Raw genomic sequence first — 17093 nt, forward strand, 5'->3', positions numbered from 1 at the left:
ACATGGCGGGATTCGGCGAGCCCGGGGTGACCACGGTGGACGCCGCCGGGCTGACCGTGGGCGTGGTGGCCGCGCGCTGGCACGCCGACCTGACCGACCACATGCTCGACCGGGCGGTGGCGGCGGCCGAGGCGTGCGGGGCCCGGTCGGTGGTCGCTCGGGTGGCCGGCTCGGTGGAGCTGCCGGTGGTGGCCCAGGCCCTGGCCCGGCGCTGCGACGTGGTGGTCGCCCTCGGCGTGGTGGTCCGGGGCGCCACCGCGCACTTCGACTACGTCTGCCGGTCGGTGACCGACGGCCTCACCCGCGTCGCCCTCGACGAGGGGAAGCCGGTGGCGCACGGGGTGCTCACCGTGGAGACGATCGAGCAGGCCCGCGACCGGGCCGGGCTGCCCGGCTCGGCGGAGGACAAGGGGTGGGCGGCCACCGTGGCGGCCCTCGACGCCGCGCTGGCCATCCGGGACGTGGCCGCCGCCAACGGCCACCGGCTCGGCTTCGGCCGCTGATCGACTCCGTTCCGCCGAGGTGGCGGTGTCCGAGGCATCCGGACACCGCCACCTCGGCGTTCCGGAGTGGCTCTGCCCGGAAGGTGACACGGCCGGACCCGGTGCGCGAGGTATCGCCCGGTGACTGGAAGAATCGGATCCCGTGAAGACGTTCGAGGAGTTGTTCGCCGAGCTGCAGGCCAAGGCCGCCGCCGGCACCCCGGGCTCGGGCACGGTCGCCGCCCTGGAGAAGGGCGTGCACTTCATCGGCAAGAAGGTCGTCGAGGAGGCGGCCGAGTCGTGGATGGCCGCCGAGCACGAGGGGCCGGAGCGGACCGCCGAGGAGATCTCCCAGCTGCTCTACCAGGTCCAGGTGCTGATGCTCGCCAGCGGTCTCGAGCTCAAGGACGTCTACCGACATTTGTGAGTGCGCCCCGTCGTTGATCACGTTCGATCGAAGGAGCACTCCGTCATGCTGCGTGTCGCCGTACCGAACAAGGGCGCCCTGGCCGAGAAGGCCGCCGAGATGCTGCGCGAGGCGGGCTACCGCCAGCGCACCGACCCGAAGGACCTCGTCTGCCGGGACGAGCCCAACGACATCGAGTTCTTCTACCTGCGTCCCAAGGACATCGCCACCTACGTCGGCTCCGGTGACCTCGACGTCGGGATCACCGGCCGCGACCTGCTGATCGACTCCGGCGCCCCGGCCGAGGAGGTGATGGACCTGGCCTTCGCCCGGGCCACCTTCCGCTTCGCCGCCCGCCCGGAGGACGTCCACTCGGTGCAGGAGCTGGGCGGGCACCGGATCGCCACCGCGTACCCCGGGCTGGTCGACCGGTACCTCGGCGAGCTGGGGGTCAAGGCCGACGTGATCCGGCTGGACGGGGCGGTGGAGAACGCCATCCGGCTCGGCGTCGCCGACGTGGTCGCCGACGTGGTGGAGACCGGGGCCACCCTGCGCCAGGCCGGCCTGGTGGTCTTCGGCGACCCGCTGCTGCGCTCCTCGGCGGTGCTGGTCCGCCGCGCCGGCGCCCCGACCCACCCGCAGGCCGAGCAGTTGCTGCGCCGCCTGCACGGGGTGCTGGTCGCCCGCCGCTACGTCATGCTCGCCTACGACGTGCCGGCCGGCCTGCTGGACCGGGCCAGTTCGCTCACCCCGGGCATCGAGTCGCCGACGGTGTCCCCGCTGCACCGGGAGGGCTGGGTCGCCGTGCAGGCGATGGTGCTCCGCGACGACGTGCACCGGATCATGGACGAGCTGTACGACCTCGGCGCCCGCGCCATCCTGGTCACCAACATCCACGCCTGCCGGCTGTGAGGTCGCCGCCGCCGACGGCCGCGCTGGCCCTGGTCGTGCTCGGCGGGGTGGCGTCGGCCGCCCAGGGGGCGGCGAACGCCGAGCTGGGCGAGCGGGTCGGCAACCCCGTGCTCGGGGCGGTGGTCAACAACGCCGGTGGCACGCTGCTGATCCTGGTCGGGTTGCTGGTCCTGCCGTCGATGCGGACCGGGCTCGCCGTGCTGCGCCGGTCCCGGCTGCCGTGGTGGTGCTACCTGGGTGGGCTCGGCGGGGCGGTGATCATCGTGATCGGCACGTACGTCGTGCCGGTGCTCGGGGTGGCCGTCTTCACCATCGCCCAGGTCGCCGGGGGCAGTCTCGGCGGCCTCGCGGTGGACCGGGCCGGACTCGCCCCGGTGGGCCGGCTCGCGCTCACCCCGTCCCGGGTGGTCGGCGCCCTGCTCGGCACGGCGGCGGTGGGGCTCGCCCAGCTGGGTCAGCCCCTGGGCGAGCTGGCCGTCGGCCTGGTCCTGCTCGCCGTGCTGGGCGGGCTGGCGGTCGCCGTGCAGTCCGCGCTGAACGGCCGGGTGGCCGCGGCGGGCACCGCCGCGGCCAGCACCGCGGTGAACTTCGCCGTCAGCACGCCGGCCGTGCTGGCCGTCGCGGCGCTCGCCGGCGCGTTCACCGTGGCCCGGCCCGACTGGCCACCCGCCTGGTACCTGTACACCGGCGGACTGCTCGGGGTCGGCATCGTGGCCAGCCTGCTGGTCGGCGTGCGGGCGCTGGGTGTGCTGCGGACCGGTCTGGCGTTGGTCGCCGGCCAGCTCGGCGGAGGACTGCTGCTGGACCTGCTGCTGCCCGGTGGGCCGGGGCTGCGCTGGCCCGTCCTGGCCGGCGCGGTGCTCACGCTGGTCGCCTCGGTGGTCGCCGGCCAGCAGCGGCGTCCGGCGGCCCGGACGGCCTCGGCGCCCGCCGTCACCCGGTCGGTGCCGGCGGCGCGGTCGACCCCGGAGGATCCGGCGGGACGGCAGCGGCGGGACTCCGCGTACGCCGACCGGCCCGCTCCGCCGGCCGGCTGACACCACCCTGCGGTCGGGTGACGTGAGCGCCGGCCGGGTCCGTGTGGCGGCGGACCACGGCCGGTGACCGGGTGGCAGACTGGTGGGGTGAGCGATACCGAGCTGATCCGCCTCAAGCCCCGTCGCATCCGGGTGGTCTGCTGGGCCTCGGCGGCCGCCGTCCTGGTGGTCTTCAGCCTGGTGGCGACCTCGCTCTCCGGCTCCACCGGCGACGGCTACGGCACCTTCCAGCGCGGCGACCAGCTCGCCATGGTCGGCCTGGGCGTCTTCGGCGCGCTGGCGATCCTGCTCTTCACCCGGCCCCGGGTCGAGGCGGACGCCCGGGGCGTGCGGGTGCGCAACGTGATCGGCTCGTACGAGCTGCCCTGGGAGGTCGTCCGCCGGGTGCGTTTCGACCGGGGCGCCCCCTGGGCCAGCCTGGAGCTGCACGACGACGACCTGCTCCCGATGGTCGCCCTCCAGGCGGCCGACGAGGAGATCGCGGTCGAGGGGGTCCGGGCGCTGCGCCGACTGCACCAGGCCCACCTGGCCGCGTCGGCCGCCGGCCAGACGAGTCGCTGAGCCCCCGGTCACACCCGCGCTGACCTGCGAGCCCGGTTTGGGGATGCCTGGGGCGAGGGTGTAGTGTTGCCGAGTCGACCAGACTGCCCCCGTTCCGACGTGCGGGCGGTCTTGAAGCGGAGCGCCTGCTCCCACCCGAGTCGCCCCTGACGGTGGCCGGGTCCGGTCCCCGGTTCCGGGCACGTCCCGGTCCCGGATGCGCGATCATGTGATCGTGCCGACCGGTCGAGCGGGCCCTGGCATGCGCCAGGGCCTTCTGCTTTCCGGCGGCCCCCACCCGGGGGCCCATGGGGTCGCCACACGCAGGACACTCGACTCGAGGAGGCCCCATCAGCGTCGAACCACGCGTGAACGAGCAGATCCGGGCACGTGAGGTCCGACTGGTCGGCCCTGAGGGTGAGCAGGTGGGCATCGTCCCACTGGAGCGCGCCCTGCAGCTGGCCGCGGACGTCGACCTGGACCTGGTCGAGGTTGCGCCGATGGCGCGCCCGCCGGTGTGCAAGCTCATGGACTTCGGCAAGTTCAAGTACGAGAGCGCACTGAAGGCGCGCGAAGCGCGGCGTAACCAGCAGCAGACCGTCATCAAGGAGATGAAGCTCCGGCCGAAGATCGACCCGCACGACTACGAGACCAAGAAGGGTCACGTGGTGCGGTTCCTCAAGGCGGGCGACAAGGTCAAGGTGACGATCATGTTCCGCGGTCGCGAGCAGAGCCGCCCGGAGCTGGGTTACCGGCTCCTGCGCCGGCTCGAGTCCGAGATCACGGACCTGGGCTACGTCGAGGCCGCTCCGAAGCAGGACGGTCGAAACATGATCATGGTTCTCGCTCCGCACCGGGCCGTCAAGGCCTCCGCGGTCGCCGCCACGGCGTCCCGCGGCGGGCCCCGGGACCGGGCCGATGAGTCCGCCCCGGAAGCCGGTGAGGTCGCGGCGACCGGCGAGACCGCAGCAGCCGGCGAGACCGGCGCAGTCGCCGACCACACCGGCGAGTAACAGGGAGAGACGTTCCACATGCCGAAGATGAAGAGCCACACGGGTATGGGCAAGCGGGTCAAGGTGACCGGCAAGGGCAAGATCGTTGCCCAGCAGGCCGGCCTTCGCCACAACCTGGAGAAGAAGCCCTCCCGCCAGACCCGGCGGCTGACCGGCACGGTCGTGCTGGCCAAGGCCGAAGTCAAGCGCATCAAGAAGCTGCTCGGCCGCTGACGCGCGCCACCTGAACCGAAGAAGGAGTTGAGATGGCACGCGTCAAGCGGGCTGTGAACGCCCAGAAGAAGCGTCGTACCCTGCTGGAGACCGCGAGTGGTTACCGCGGTCAGCGCTCCCGGCTGTACCGCAAGGCCAAGGAGCAGGTGCTGCACTCGATGCAGTACGCCTACCGGGACCGTCGTGACCGCAAGGGCGACTTCCGGCAGCTCTGGATCCAGCGCATCAACGCTGGCGCCCGGGCCAACGGCATGACCTACAACCGGCTGATCCAGGGCCTGCGCCTGGCCGGCATCGAGGTCGACCGCAAGATCCTGGCCGACCTGGCCGTCAACGACGCCGCGGCGTTCGCCGCGATCGTCGAGCTGGCCCGCGCCGCCGTGGCGGCCGAGGGCACCGGTGGCGCCGCGGCCCAGGCCGCCTGATCCACCCGCAGCAGGTCGAGGCGTCTCCCATGCAGTCACCATCGCGCGGGAGGCGCCTCGACGCTGTCTCCGGCCCGTTCACCCCGCGTACCCCCAGGGTGGTCGCCGCCCGCCGGCTGCAGCGCCGCCGGGACCGCGAGGCCACCGGCCGGTTCCTGGCCGAGGGCCCGCAGGCGGTCCGCGAGGCCCTCGCCCGCGCCGGCACGGTCACCGAACTCTTCGGTACGCCGGCCGCCCTCGACCGGTACGCCGACCTGGCGGCGACCGCCGCCCGGGCCGACGTACCCGTCTCCGAGGTGACCGACGAGGCCCTGGCGGCGCTCGCCGAGACCGTCGCCCCGCAGGGGCTGGTCGCCGTCTGCCGGCACCTCGACGTCCCGCTGGAGACCGCCCTCGACCGGGCCCCCCGCCTGGTCGCGGTGCTCGCCGAGATCCGCGACCCGGGCAACGCCGGCACCGTGCTGCGCACCGCCGACGCGGCCGGCGCGGGCGCGGTGATCTTCGCCGGCGACGCCGTCGACCCGTACAACGGCAAGTGCGTGCGGGCCTCCGCCGGCAGCCTCTTCCACGTCGACGTGGTCCGCGCCACCGAACCCCGCGCGGTGGTCGAAGCGCTACATACCGCCGGGCTCTCGATTTTCGCTACCACCGGGTACGGCGACAGCGACCTCGACGATCTCATCGACTACGGGCGGCTCGCCGCCCCCACCGCCTGGCTGTTCGGCTCCGAGGCGCACGGCCTGTCCGAGGAGCTGACCGCCGCCGCCGACGCCCGGGTCAGGGTGCCGCTGCACGGCCGCGCCGAGAGCCTGAACCTGGCTGCGGCCGCCGCCGTCTGCCTGTACGCTTCAGCCAGAGCACTGCGCTGACCTCGTCACGCGCGCTACTGAGCACAGGGGAGTCGTCCGCATGGTGAACGCGTCACGGCGTTCGTTTAGCCAGCCCGCCGGTGTCGGCGGGCGGCGGGCCTGACCCCTTCCTCCCGCGTAACTCCCACCGGCGGGCTGCGGCACAGCCGCGCGTCCGTAGACTCGCCTAGCCGCCCGTGAGGGCCGGCGCCGCCGTGAGGGAGTGCCCGTACGCCATGAGCTACCGCAACGATCCGTACGACCCGAAGCAGGTCGCCCTGCTGGACCCGGCCGCCCTGGCCGAGGCCGTCGCCGCCGCCGAGAAGGCGTTCGCCACCGCCGCCGACCCGGACGCGCTGACCGCGCTGCGCCCCGCGCACCTCGGGGACCGGGCCCCGGTCTCGCTCGCGCGCCGGGAGATCGGCGCGCTGCCGCCGGCCGCGAAGTCCGACGCGGGCAAGCGGGTCAACGAGGCCCGCCGGGCGATCGAGAGCGCCTACGCCGCCCGCCAGGAGGTGCTGGAGCGCGAGCAGGCCGCCCGGGTGCTGGTCGAGGAGCGGGTCGACGTGACCCTGCCGTACGACCGGCACCCCCGGGGCGCCCGCCACCCGTTGAGCACCCTGATGGAGCAGATCAGCGACCTGTTCGTCGGGATGGGCTACGAGGTGGCCGAGGGCCCCGAGGTCGAGCTGGAGTGGACCAACTTCGACGCGCTGAACATCCCCGCCGACCACCCGGCGCGGGGCCTGATGGACACCTTCCACATCGCACCGCCGGACGGCGCGGAGAGCTCCGGCCTGGTGCTGCGCACCCACACCTCGCCGGTGCAGGCGCGCACCATGCTGACCCGCAAGCCGCCGATCTACGTGGTCGTGCCCGGCCGGGTCTACCGCACCGACGAGCTGGACGCCACCCACGCGCCGGTCTTCCACCAGGTCGAGGGTCTGGTGGTGGACAAGGGCATCACCATGGCGCACCTGCGCGGCACGCTCGACCACTTCGCCCGGGCGATGTTCGGCGAGGGCGCGAAGACCCGCTTCCGGCCGCACTACTTCCCGTTCACCGAGCCGTCGGCCGAGTTCGACGTCTGGTTCCCGGAGCACCGGGACGGGCCGCGCTGGGTGGAGTGGGGCGGCTGCGGCATGGTCAACCCGCGGGTGCTGCGCGCCTGCGGCATCGACCCGGAGGTCTACTCCGGATTCGCGTTCGGCATGGGCATCGACCGCACCGTGATGTTCCGGCACGGGGTCAGCGACATGCGGGACATGGCCGAGGGCGACGTGCGGTTCACCCGCGCGTTCGGGGTCGGGGCGTAGGCGATGCGGGTACGAGTCACGGGAACGGTGGTCTGAAGTCATGCGAGTTTCTGTCAGTTGGCTGCGGGAGTACGTCGACCTCCCCGCCGACCTGCCCACCGGCGACCTGGAGCAGGCCCTGGTCGACCTCGGCATCGAGGTCGACTCCGTGGTGGACCTGCGGGAGACCGTCACCGGTGCGCTGGTGGTCGGCGAGGTCCTGGAGATCGAGGAGCTGACCGGCTTCAAGAAGCCGATCCGGTTCTGCCGGGTCGACGTCGGCGCCGCCAACGGCACCGGCGAGCCGCAGGAGATCGTCTGCGGGGCGCGCAACTTCGCCCAGGGCGACCGGGTGGTGGTGATCCTCCCCGGTGGCGTGCTGCCGGGTGACTTCGTCATCGGCGCGCGCAAGACCTACGGGCGCAACTCCGCCGGCATGATCTGCTCCGCGAGGGAGCTGGGCCTGGGTGACGACCACTCCGGCATCATCGTGCTGCCCCCGGACACCCCGGCCAAGCCGGGCGACGACGCGCGGCCCGTCGTGGGGCTCGACGACGTCGTGGTCGAGCTGGACATCACCCCCGACCGGGGGTACGCGCTGAGCGTGCGCGGCCTCGCCCGCGAGCTGGGGCACGCCCTCGGCGTACCGTTCCGTGACCCGGGCCTGGCGCCCGCGCCCGGCGGCACCGCCGAGCCGGCGTACCCGGTCGAGGTGCGCGACACGGTCGGCTGCGACCGGTTCGCCGCGCGGCTGGTGCGGGGCGTCGACCCCACCGCCGAGACGCCCGGCTGGATGTCGCGGCGGCTCACCGTCGCCGGCGTGCGCAGCATCTCGCTGCCGGTCGACATCACCAACTACGTGATGCTCGAACTCGGCCAGCCGATGCACGCCTTCGACGCCGAGCGGATCAGCGGCCCGCTGGTGGTCCGCCGCGCCGAGGCGGGGGAGAAGCTGACCACCCTGGACGGGGTGGCCCGCACCCTGACCGCCGAGGACATGGTCATCTGCGACGACACCGGGCCGATCTCGCTCGCCGCGGTGATGGGCGGCGAGACCAGCGAGGTCGTCGACGGCACCACCGACGTGCTCTTCGAGGCCGCCCACTGGGACCCGGTGATGGTCGGGCGCACCGCCCGCCGGCACCGGCTGTTCAGCGAGGCGGCGAAGCGCTGGGAGCGGGGCGTCGACCCGGCCCTGCCGCTGGTCGCCCTGGAGCGGGCGGTGCGGCTGCTCACCGAGCACGCCGGTGGCACCGTCGGCGAGCAGATCCTGGACATCGACCACGTCCGGCCGGTGCGGCCGGTCGTCCTCCCGGCCGACCTGCCGTCGCGGCGGGTCGGGGTGGCGTACTCCCCGGAACGGGTGGTCGCCCTGCTGGAGCAGGTCGGCTGCACCGTCGTCCGGGGCGCCGACCGGCTGTCCGAGGACCCGGGCGAGGTCGGCGTGGCCGCCGGTGCCGGCGACGTGCTCACCGTGACCCCGCCGACCTGGCGACCCGACCTCACCGACCCGGCCGACCTGGTCGAGGAGGTGGTCCGCCTCGACGGGTACGACCGGGTGCCGTCCGTGCTGCCCACCGCGCCCGCCGGGCGTGGCCTCACCTGGCAGCAGCGCCGCCGCCGGGCGGTGGCCCGCGCGCTGGCCGAGCGCGGCCACGTCGAGGTGCTGGCCCACCCGTTCACCGCACCGGAGCTCGCCGACCAGCTCGGCCTGCTCGCCGACGACCCGCGCCGGGCGGCGGTCCGGCTGGCCAACCCGCTCTCCGAGGAGGAGCCGGTGCTGCGGACCACGCTGCTCGGCCCGCTGCTCGGCATCCTCAAGCGCAACCTGGGCCGGGGCCAGCGCGACCTCTCCATCTACGAGATCGGGACGGTCTTCCATCCGCGCCCCGGTGCCGGCACCCCGCCGGCGATGGGCGTGGACCGGCGGCCCACCGAGGCGGAGTTCGCCGCCGCCGACGCGGTGGTGCCGTACCAGCCGCGGCACGTCGCGGTCGTGCTGGCCGGCGACATCGACCCGGCCGGTTGGTGGGGCCCGGGGCGGGCGGCCGGCTGGGCGGACGCGGTCGAGGCCGGCCGGGTGGTGCTCGCCGCCGCCGACATCCCCGCGGACCGGATCGAGGTGCGGGCCGTCGAGTACGCGCCCTGGCACCCGGGGCGCTGCGCGGAGCTGCTGGTCGACGGGGCGATCGTCGGTCACGCCGGCGAGCTGCACCCGGCCGTGGTGGCGGCACTGGAGCTGCCCCGCCGCACCAGCGCCATGGAGCTGGACCTGGACGCGTTGCCGGCCCCGCCGGTCGCGCCCGCGCCGACCGTGTCCGGCTTCCCGCCGGCGCTGATCGACGTGGCGCTGGTGCTGGACGAGTCGGTACCCGCGGCCCAGGTGGAGCAGGCGCTGGTCGAGGGCGCCGGCGAGCTGCTGGAGAGCGTCCGGCTCTTCGACGTGTACGCCTCGGAGCAGCTCGGCGCGGGTCGCCGGTCGCTGGCGTACAAGCTCTCCTTCCGGGCCCCCGACCGGACGCTGACCGTGGAGGAGGCGGTGGCCGCCCGGGACGCGGCCGTCGCCCTCGCGGCGCAGCGGTTCGGCGCCACGCTGCGCGGCGCCTGACCGGTGCCGCTCCTCGGCTGGCTGGTGGTGGCCGGCGCGCTCGCGTCGGCCGCCGCCGGACTGTGGTGGCGCCCGCCCGGTGACGAGCCCAGGCTGGTCGAGGAGGGCCGCCTGTAGCCCCTGCCCGTTGTCGTCCCGCCCGGCCCGGTTCGCGTCCCGCGACCCGGGCCGGGCGTTTTGCTGTCCGGTGACCGGAGTCACGATCACATGCCCATGCAATGGGGCGTATGAACTTGCAGTGAGGGGTTCGGACTGTTAGCCTCCTCTGCATAGTCATGCGGAGGTGAGTATGGGCATTCGAGTCGCGGTCGCCGGGGCGAGCGGATACGCCGGGGGTGAGCTGCTGCGCCTGGTCGCCGGGCACCCCGAGTTCGACCTCGTCGCCGCCACCGCTCATTCCCAGGCGGGCCAGCCCGTCAGCGCCGTACACCCGCAGCTCGCCGGCCTCGATCTGACGCTCACGGCGACCGACCCGGCGGCCCTGGCCGACGCGGACCTGGTCTTCCTGGCCCTGCCGCACGGCGAGTCGGCCGCCCTCGCCGCCGCCCTGCCGGCGACGGTCAAGGTGGTCGACCTCGGCGCCGACCACCGGCTGCACGACCCCGACGCCTGGGCCCGCTACTACGGCGGCCCGCACGCCGGCGCGTGGACCTACGGCCTGCCCGAGCTGCCCGGCCAGCGGGCGGCGATCGCCGCGGCGACCCGGGTGGCCAGCACCGGCTGCTACGCCGTGGCCACCACCCTCGCCCTGGCCCCGCTGATCGCCGCCGGCGCGGTCTTCCCCGCCGACGTGGTGGTGGTCGCCGCCTCCGGCACCTCCGGCGCCGGCCGGACCGCCAAGGCCCACCTGCTCGGCAGCGAGGTGATGGGCGACCTGTCGCCCTACAAGGTCGGCGCGCACCAGCACGTGCCGGAGATCAAGCAGGCCACCGGCGCGACCAGCCTCTCCTTCACCCCGGTGCTCGCGCCCATGCCACGCGGCATCCTCGCCACCGTCACCGCGGTGCCGACCGGCGACGCCGATCCGCGCGACGTGCTGCTCCGGGCGTACGCGGACGCGCCGTTCGTGCACGTCCTGCCCGAGGGCGCCTGGCCGCACACCGCTGCCACGGCCGGCGCGAACTCCTGCCACCTCCAGGCGGGCGTCGACGTCGACTCCGGCCGGGTCATCGTGGTCAGCGCGATCGACAACCTCGGCAAGGGCGCCGCCGGCCAGGCCGTGCAGTGCGCCAACCTCATGCTCGGCCTGCCCGAGACCACCGGCCTGACGACCTTCGGGGTGGCACCGTGAGCGCGAGGAGTGCAGCGAAGCGGAGCCCCGCAGTCGCGAACGAAAGGGTCGCACCGTGACCGTCACCACCCCCCGGGGATTTCGGGCGGCGGGGATCGCCGCCGGGCTCAAGACCAGCGGCGCCGCCGACCTCGCCCTCGTCGTCAACGACGGTCCCGACGCCGGGATCGCCGGCGTCTTCACCGCCAACCGGGTCAAGGCGGCACCGGTGCTCTGGACCCAGCAGGTCGTCCGGGGCGGCGTGGTCCGCGCCGTGGTGCTCAACTCCGGCGGCGCCAACGCCTGCACCGGCCCGGCCGGCTTCCAGGACACCCACGCCACCGCCGAGCACACCGCCGCCGCGCTGACCTCGGTCAGCCCCCGGCTGATGCTCGGTGCCGGCGAGGTCGCGGTCTGCTCCACCGGCCTGATCGGCGAGCGGCTGCCGATGCAGAAGCTGCTGCCCGGCGTGCGCAGCGCCATCCGGGGGCTCGGCCGCGACGGCGGCACGGCGGCCGCCGAGGCGATCATGACCACCGACACCCGCCCCAAGACCACGGTCGCCCGGGGCAGTGGCTGGACCGTCGGCGGCATGGCGAAGGGCGCCGGCATGCTCGCCCCGGCCATGGCCACCATGCTCTGCGTGCTCACCACCGACGCGGTCGCCGGGCCGGAGGCGCTCGACGCCGCGCTGCGGGCCGCCACCTCGGTCACCTTCGACCGGATCGACTCCGACGGCTGCATGTCGACCAACGACACGGTGCTGCTGCTGTCCAGCGGTGCGTCCGGCGTCGAGCCCACCGCCGCGGAGCTGACCGCCGCGGTCATCGCCGCCTGCCATGACCTGGCCCAGCAGCTCATCGCCGACGCCGAGGGCGCGACCAAGCAGATCGCGATCGAGGTGGTCGGCGCCGCGAGCGAGGCCGACGCGGTCGAGGTGGGCCGGTCGGTGGCCCGGAACAACCTGGTGAAGACCGCGCTGTTCGGCAACGACCCGAACTGGGGGCGGATCCTCGCCGCCGTGGGCACCACCGCCGCCGCGTTCGAGCCGGACGGCGTCGACGTCGCGGTCAACGGCGTCTGGGTGTGCCGCTCCGGCGCCGCCGCCGAGGACCGCGCCAAGGTCGACCTGTCCGGCCGGGACGTCACCATCCGGATCGACCTGCACGCCGGCTCCTCGGCCGCGACGATCTGGACCAACGACCTGTCGCACGCGTACGTGCACGAGAACTCGGCGTACTCCTCATGAGCCTCACCGCCGACCTCACCCGGGCCCAGGTCAAGGCCGAGACGCTGATCGAGGCCCTGCCCTGGCTGGCCCGCTTCTCCGGCGCATGCGTCGTGGTCAAGTACGGCGGCAACGCCATGGTCGACCCGGCGCTCCAGCGCGCCTTCGCCGCCGACATGGTCTTCCTCCGCTACGCCGGCCTCAAGCCGGTCGTCGTGCACGGCGGCGGCCCGCAGATCTCCGCCATGCTCGGGCGGCTCGGCATCGCCAGCGAGTTCCGGGGCGGCCTGCGGGTCACCACCCCCGAGGCGATGGACGTCGTCCGGATGGTGCTGGTCGGGCAGGTCGGCCGGGAACTGGTCGGGCTGATCAACGCGTACGGCCCGTTCGCCGTCGGCCTCTCCGGCGAGGACGCCGGGTTGTTCACCGCCGTCCGCCGGCCCGCGTACGTCGACGGGCAGCCGGTGGACGTCGGGCAGGTCGGCGACGTGGAGTCGGTCGACGTCTCGGCGGTGACCGACCTGATCGCGGCCGGCCGGATCCCGGTCATCTCGACCGTCGCGCCGGACGCCGACGGGGTGCTGCACAACCTCAACGCCGACACCGCCGCCGCCGCGCTCGCCGTCGCCCTCGACGCCCGCAAGCTGGTCGTGCTCACCGACGTGGCCGGCCTGTACGCCGACTGGCCGGACACCACCAGCCTGGTCAGCGAGATCACCGACGACGAGCTGGCGAAGCTGCTGCCGTCCCTGGAGTCGGGGATGGTCCCGAAGATGGAGGCCTGCCTGCGGGCGGTGCGCGGGGGCGTACCCGCCGCGCACGTCGTCGACGGCCGGGTCGCCCACTCCACGCTGCTGGAGGTCTTCACCTCGGAAGGATTCGGCACGATGGTGGTTCCCGCATGAGCACGCTGGTCGAACGCTGGGGCCAGGCCCTGATGGACAACTACGGCACGCCGCCGCTGGCGCTCGTCTCCGGCTCCGGCGCCGTCGTGGTCGACGAGGCCGGCCGGGAGTACGTCGACCTGCTCGGCGGCATCGCGGTCAACGCCCTCGGCCACGCCCACCCGGCCGTGGTGGCCGCCGTCTCCCGGCAGGTCGCCACCCTGGGCCACGTCTCCAACCTGTTCGTCGCCGAGCCCCCGGTGGCCCTGGCGGAGCTGCTGCTGGCCCTCGCCGGCCGGCCCGGCCGGGTGTTCTTCGCCAACTCCGGCGCGGAGGCCAACGAGGCGGCGTTCAAGCTCTCCCGGCTCACCGGCCGGCGCCACGTGGTGGCGGCCCGGGGCGGCTTCCACGGCCGGACCATGGGGGCCCTCGCGCTCACCGGGCAGCCCGCCAAGGCCGACCCGTTCCGCCCGCTGCCCGGCGAGGTCACCCATGTGGAGTACGGCGACAGCGCCGCCCTCGACGCGGCCGTCAGCGACGCGACCGCCATGGTGATCCTGGAGCCGATCCAGGGTGAGAACGGCGTCGTCGTGCCGCCCGCCGGCTACCTGGCCGACGCGCGGCGGATCACCGCCCGGCACGGCGCCCTGCTGGTCCTGGACGAGGTGCAGACCGGGATCGGCCGCACCGGGCACTGGTTCGCCCACCAGGCCGACGGGATCGAGCCGGACGTGGTGACCCTGGCCAAGGGGCTCGGGGGCGGGCTGCCCATCGGGGCCTGCCTCGCCTTCGGCCGAGCCGGGGAGCTGCTCGCCCCCGGCTCGCACGGCACCACCTTCGGCGGCAACCCGGTCAGCTGCGCGGCCGCCCTGGCGGTGGTCGCCACCATCGCCAGCGAGGGGCTGCTCGACCACGTCAAGCGGACCGGCGAACGGCTGCGCCGGGGCGTCGAGGCGCTCGGCCACCCGCTGGTCGCCGAGGTCCGGGGCGCCGGCCTGCTGCTCGGGATCGTGCTCACCGCCCCGGCCTCCGGCCCGGTCACCGCCGCCCTGCGCGAGGCGGGCTTCCTGGTCAACCCGGTGCAGCCGGACGTGGTCCGGCTCGCCCCGCCGCTGATCCTCACCGCCGACCAGGTGGACGCGTTCCTGGCCGCCCTCCCCGCCGCCCTCGACACGGCGGCGCCCGCCGACACGGCGGTGCCGGCCGCCACGGCGGCGCCCGCCGACCTCGCGCCGGCCGCCGGCGCCCCGACCACGACCAGCGCCACGGAGGTCACCGCATGATCCGGCACTTCCTGCGCGACGACGACCTGGCCCCGGCCGAGCAGTCCACCGTGCTCGACCTGGCCGCCCGGATGAAGGCCGACCGGTTCGCGTACACGCCGCTGGCCGGGCCACGGTCGGTGGCGGTGCTCTTCGACAAGCAGAGCCTGCGCACCCGGATCTCCTTCGACGCCGGCATCGCCGAGCTGGGCGGTCACCCCCTGGTCGTGGACACCCAGGTCACCCACTTCGGGCGGGGCGAGACCCTCGCCGACGCCGGGCGGGTGCTCTCCCGCTACGTCGCCGCGATCGTGCTGCGCACCCACGGCGACGACCGGATCGCCGAGGTCGCCTCGCACGCCACCGTGCCGGTGATCAACGCCCTCACCGACGGCTACCACCCCTGCCAACTGCTGGCCGACCTGCTCACGGTCCGCGAGCACTGCGGGGGCACCCGGGGCCGGACCCTGGCGTACGTCGGAGACGCCGCCAACAACCTGTCGCACTCCTACCTGCTCGCCGGGGCAACCGCCGGGATGCACGTGCGGGTCGCCGGCCCGGCCGGCTTCCAGCCCGACCCCGACGTGGTGGCCCGCGCCGAGAAGATCGCCCTCGGCGCCGGCGGATCGGTCCGGGCGCTGGTCGACCCGGTCGAGGCGGTCCGCGGGGCCGACGTGGTCGCCACCGACACCTGGACCTCGATGGGCCAGGAGGACGACGGGCTGGACCGGATCACCCCGTTCCTGCCGTACCAGGTCAACGACGCGCTGCTGGCCCACGCCGCGGCGGACGTGATCGTGCTGCACTGCCTGCCCGCGCACCGGGGCGAGGAGATCACCGACGAGGTGCTGGACGGGCCGCGCAGCGCGGTCTTCGACCAGGCGGAGAATCGCCTGCACGCCCAGAAGGCGCTGCTGACGTATCTCCTGGAGGCATCCACATGACCGCCCCGCTGACCCGCGCCGCCCGGCACGGCCGCATCGTCGAGCTGATCCGCGACAAGGCCGTCCGGTCGCAGACCGAACTGGCCGACCTGCTCGCCGGCGATGGCATCCAGGTCACCCAGGCCACCCTCTCCCGCGACCTCAAGGAGCTGGGTGCGGTCACCGCGCGCGGCGGCGACGGGCGGCCCGTGTACGTGATCCCCGAGGACGGCCACTGGCCGCTGCGCGACGCCGAGGCCGCCCCGGCCCGGCTGGTCCGGCTGCTGCGCGAGCTGCTCAACGGGGTCGACTCCAGCGGCAACATCGCCGTACTGCGCACCCCACCGGGCGCAGCCCACTACCTGGCCAGCGCGTTGGACCGAGCGGGCCTGCCCGAGATCGTCGGCACCATCGCCGGCGACGACACCATCCTCGTCGTGGCCCGCGAGGCCGTCGGCGGGGCCGCGCTCGGCGACAAGCTCGCCGGGTGGGCCCGCCGGGAAGAACATGTTGAAGGGAGCACCACACCATGACCGAGCGGGTCGTCCTTGCCTACTCCGGAGGTCTCGACACCTCCGTGGCCATTCCGTACCTCGCCGAGCAGACCGGCGCGGAGATCGTCGCGGTGGCCGTCGACGTCGGACAGGGCGGCGAGGACCTCGACGCCATCCGGCAGCGCGCGCTGGACTGCGGCGCCGTGGAGTCCGAGGTGGTCGACGCGCGCGACGAGTTCGCCGCCGACTACTGCCTGCCGGCGATGCGCGCCAACGCCCTCTACATGGACCGCTACCCGCTGGTCTCCGCGCTGTCCCGGCCGCTGATCGTCAAGCACCTGGTGGCCGCGGCCCGCAAGCACGGCGGCACGATCGTCTCGCACGGCTGCACCGGCAAGGGCAACGACCAGGTCCGCTTCGAGGTCGGGCTGGGTGCCCTCGCCCCCGACCTGAAGATCATCGCCCCGGCCCGGGACTTCGCCTGGACCCGGGACAAGGCCATCGCCTTCGCCGAGGAGAAGGGCCTGCCGATCGACGTGTCGGCCAAGTCGCCGTACTCCATCGACCAGAACCTGTGGGGTCGCGCGGTGGAGACCGGCTTCCTGGAGGACATCTGGAACGGTCCCATCGAGGACCTGTACTCCTACACGGCCGACCCGGCCGAGCCGCGCGACGCCGACGAGGTCGTGATCACCTTCGACGCCGGCAACCCGGTCGCCATCGACGGCGAGACCGTCACCCCGTACCAGGCGATCCTGGAGCTGAACCGGCGCGCCGGCGCCCAGGGCGTCGGCCGGCTCGACATGGTCGAGGACCGCCTCGTCGGCATCAAGAGCCGCGAGGTGTACGAGGCCCCCGGCGCGATCGCGCTGATCGCCGCCCATCAGGAGCTGGAGGCGGTCACCGTCGAGCGCGACCTGGCCCGGTTCAAGCGCGGCGTCGACCAGCGCTGGGGCGAGCTGGTTTACGACGGCCTCTGGTTCTCGCCGCTGAAGGACAGCCTGGACGCCTTCATCGACGACGCCCAGCGGCACGTCTCCGGCGAGGTGCGGCTCACCCTGCACGGCGGCCGGGCCACCGTCACCGGCCGGCGCTCCGAGGCCAGCCTCTACGACTTCGGCATGGCCACCTACGACACCGGCGACACCTTCGATCAGTCCCTGGCCAAGGGTTTCGTGCAGCTGTGGGGCCTGCCGAGCAAGATGGCCGCCGCACGCGACGCCCGGCTGGGTGGCTCCTGATCGTGGGAACCA

General features: G+C 74.2%; 18 protein-coding genes. All 18 read left to right on the forward strand.

Annotated features, from left to right (window positions below):
- Nucleotides 1-2: 2 nt before the first annotated feature.
- On the forward strand, nt 3-503 hold the full coding sequence (ribH, locus tag V6U89_RS23355; RefSeq protein WP_334573470.1) for a 6,7-dimethyl-8-ribityllumazine synthase: 501 nt from the start codon (nt 3-5) through the stop codon (nt 501-503).
- Nucleotides 504-645: 142 nt separating this feature from the next.
- Entirely contained in the window at nt 646-909 is a 264-nt protein-coding gene (locus V6U89_RS23360) for a phosphoribosyl-ATP diphosphatase (protein WP_013732805.1), read from the forward strand.
- Nucleotides 910-954: 45 nt separating this feature from the next.
- On the forward strand, nt 955-1800 hold the full coding sequence (hisG, locus tag V6U89_RS23365) for an ATP phosphoribosyltransferase (RefSeq protein WP_334573471.1): 846 nt from the start codon (nt 955-957) through the stop codon (nt 1798-1800).
- A complete protein-coding gene (locus tag V6U89_RS23370) occupies nt 1797-2837 on the forward strand; it encodes a DMT family transporter (RefSeq protein WP_334573472.1) in 1041 nt (346 codons plus the stop codon). Before hisG ends, V6U89_RS23370 begins: the two co-directional genes overlap by 4 nt.
- An 87-nt stretch (nt 2838-2924) precedes the next feature.
- A complete protein-coding gene (locus V6U89_RS23375; RefSeq protein ID WP_334573473.1) occupies nt 2925-3398 on the forward strand; it encodes a PH domain-containing protein in 474 nt (157 codons plus the stop codon).
- 347 nt (nt 3399-3745) lie between these two features.
- On the forward strand, nt 3746-4390 hold the full coding sequence (infC, locus tag V6U89_RS23380; protein ID WP_334573474.1) for a translation initiation factor IF-3: 645 nt from the start codon (nt 3746-3748) through the stop codon (nt 4388-4390).
- An 18-nt stretch (nt 4391-4408) separates the two neighbouring features.
- Complete coding sequence (gene rpmI, locus V6U89_RS23385; protein WP_334455516.1) at nt 4409-4603, forward strand: 50S ribosomal protein L35; 195 nt, start codon at nt 4409-4411, stop codon at nt 4601-4603.
- 32 nt (nt 4604-4635) lie between these two features.
- Nucleotides 4636-5028: a 50S ribosomal protein L20 gene (gene rplT, locus V6U89_RS23390; RefSeq protein WP_030335718.1), complete on the forward strand. Its 393-nt coding sequence runs from the start codon at nt 4636-4638 to the stop codon at nt 5026-5028.
- Between the two features lie 29 nt (nt 5029-5057).
- Complete coding sequence (locus V6U89_RS23395) at nt 5058-5897, forward strand: TrmH family RNA methyltransferase (RefSeq protein ID WP_334573475.1); 840 nt, start codon at nt 5058-5060, stop codon at nt 5895-5897.
- Nucleotides 5898-6112: 215 nt separating this feature from the next.
- On the forward strand, nt 6113-7192 hold the full coding sequence (gene pheS, locus V6U89_RS23400) for a phenylalanine--tRNA ligase subunit alpha (RefSeq protein WP_334573476.1): 1080 nt from the start codon (nt 6113-6115) through the stop codon (nt 7190-7192).
- Nucleotides 7193-7232: 40 nt separating this feature from the next.
- A complete protein-coding gene (gene pheT, locus V6U89_RS23405) occupies nt 7233-9779 on the forward strand; it encodes a phenylalanine--tRNA ligase subunit beta (protein ID WP_334573477.1) in 2547 nt (848 codons plus the stop codon).
- 289 nt (nt 9780-10068) lie between these two features.
- On the forward strand, nt 10069-11070 hold the full coding sequence (gene argC / locus V6U89_RS23410; protein ID WP_334573478.1) for an N-acetyl-gamma-glutamyl-phosphate reductase: 1002 nt from the start codon (nt 10069-10071) through the stop codon (nt 11068-11070).
- Nucleotides 11071-11125: 55 nt separating this feature from the next.
- The gene (gene argJ / locus V6U89_RS23415; RefSeq protein WP_334573479.1) at nt 11126-12298 is read left to right on the forward strand and encodes a bifunctional glutamate N-acetyltransferase/amino-acid acetyltransferase ArgJ; all 1173 of its coding nucleotides are present in this window, start codon (nt 11126-11128) and stop codon (nt 12296-12298) included.
- Entirely contained in the window at nt 12295-13182 is an 888-nt protein-coding gene (gene argB, locus V6U89_RS23420) for an acetylglutamate kinase (RefSeq protein ID WP_334573480.1), read from the forward strand. The genes argJ and argB overlap by 4 nt, the downstream gene beginning before the upstream one ends.
- The gene (locus V6U89_RS23425) at nt 13179-14444 is read left to right on the forward strand and encodes an acetylornithine transaminase (protein ID WP_334573481.1); all 1266 of its coding nucleotides are present in this window, start codon (nt 13179-13181) and stop codon (nt 14442-14444) included. The genes argB and V6U89_RS23425 overlap by 4 nt, the downstream gene beginning before the upstream one ends.
- Complete coding sequence (argF, locus tag V6U89_RS23430; protein WP_334573482.1) at nt 14441-15367, forward strand: ornithine carbamoyltransferase; 927 nt, start codon at nt 14441-14443, stop codon at nt 15365-15367. The genes V6U89_RS23425 and argF overlap by 4 nt, the downstream gene beginning before the upstream one ends.
- On the forward strand, nt 15364-15879 hold the full coding sequence (locus tag V6U89_RS23435; protein ID WP_334573483.1) for an arginine repressor: 516 nt from the start codon (nt 15364-15366) through the stop codon (nt 15877-15879). Before argF ends, V6U89_RS23435 begins: the two co-directional genes overlap by 4 nt.
- Entirely contained in the window at nt 15876-17081 is a 1206-nt protein-coding gene (locus V6U89_RS23440) for an argininosuccinate synthase (protein ID WP_334573484.1), read from the forward strand. Before V6U89_RS23435 ends, V6U89_RS23440 begins: the two co-directional genes overlap by 4 nt.
- Nucleotides 17082-17093 lie beyond the last annotated feature (12 nt).

Source organism: Micromonospora sp. CPCC 206171 (assembly GCF_036906755.1).
GTDB classification, from domain to species: domain Bacteria; phylum Actinomycetota; class Actinomycetes; order Mycobacteriales; family Micromonosporaceae; genus Micromonospora; species Micromonospora purpureochromogenes.